The sequence below is a fragment of the Corynebacterium sp. HMSC074A01 genome, from assembly GCF_001831515.1.
Classification (GTDB): Bacteria; Actinomycetota; Actinomycetes; order Mycobacteriales; family Mycobacteriaceae; genus Corynebacterium.
In genome coordinates this window covers 1-826 of record NZ_KV825612.1, presented here as the reverse complement: position 1 = coordinate 826, position 826 = coordinate 1, and the positions used below count along the sequence as shown (strand labels likewise).

Annotated in this window: 1 protein-coding gene and 1 pseudogene; both read right to left on the bottom strand. The window is 57.7% G+C overall.

The genetic code is table 11. From position 1 onward, the window contains the following. Positions 1-32: 32 nt before the first annotated feature. Positions 33-407 (bottom strand): annotated as a pseudogene (locus HMPREF2550_RS03795) (phosphotransferase); the annotation flags it as partial. 65 nt (positions 408-472) lie between these two features. After that, a partial coding sequence (locus HMPREF2550_RS03790; protein WP_141752001.1) for a recombinase family protein occupies positions 473-826 on the bottom strand: 354 nt, incomplete at its 5' end.

Genomic DNA, 826 nt, shown 5'->3' with positions numbered 1-826 from the left:
CCGACGTGTCTACTTTCCGGGGGTCAGGCCCGCCTGCGCTCAAACGGACATTGATCAACCGATAGGCTGTGAACAGCGCCAAGTTGCTGCCCCATTGACGGCCACGCTTTGAGCAAATCCGCTCCAGACAGATCAGCCGCCGGTACTCCCGGAATTGCCGTTATCACCAAGCATGCACCCTCCTGTTCCTCCTGCCAGTTGATCACCTCGGGGCAAGCCACACCTCGACCTTTGAGCCAAATGAGGCGGTCACGCTCTCCAGCGAGCTCACCGCGGCGGGAAGCAGGTGCGATTTTCGCGAAGGCATGCCCGTCACCACGTCGAAAAACAAAATCACCAGATTCTCCGCCTCTGACAGGCAACCAGTCAGAATGCGATTCACCAAAAAAAATATTAGTTCGATTCAATGGAGGTTCCTTCAGTTTTCTGATGAAGCGCGGAGGTGGCTCAACCTGCGAAAAGAAACGAGTTGCTACGTAAGTCCGAGAACATGCTTTCCATGGTCTCTGAGCTCGCCTTTGGGACCGACATATCGGTAGAGAGTGACGCGCTCGATGCCGAGTTCCTTGCAGAGATCGGAAACTGAAGTATCGCGCTGGGCCATGGCGGCTTGCGCGAGACGCACCTGAGCTTTGGTGAGCGCGAATTTTCGTCCGCCCTTGCGACCGCGCGCTCTCGCGGAGGCGAGACCCGCCATGGTGCGCTCTCGGATCAGATCCCGCTCGAACTCGGCCAAGGTGGCGAAGATTCCGAACACCATGCGACCGGACGCAGTCGTGGTGTCGATCTGAGCGGGCACTGTTGCAAAGTTAGCGATGAGGCAGCC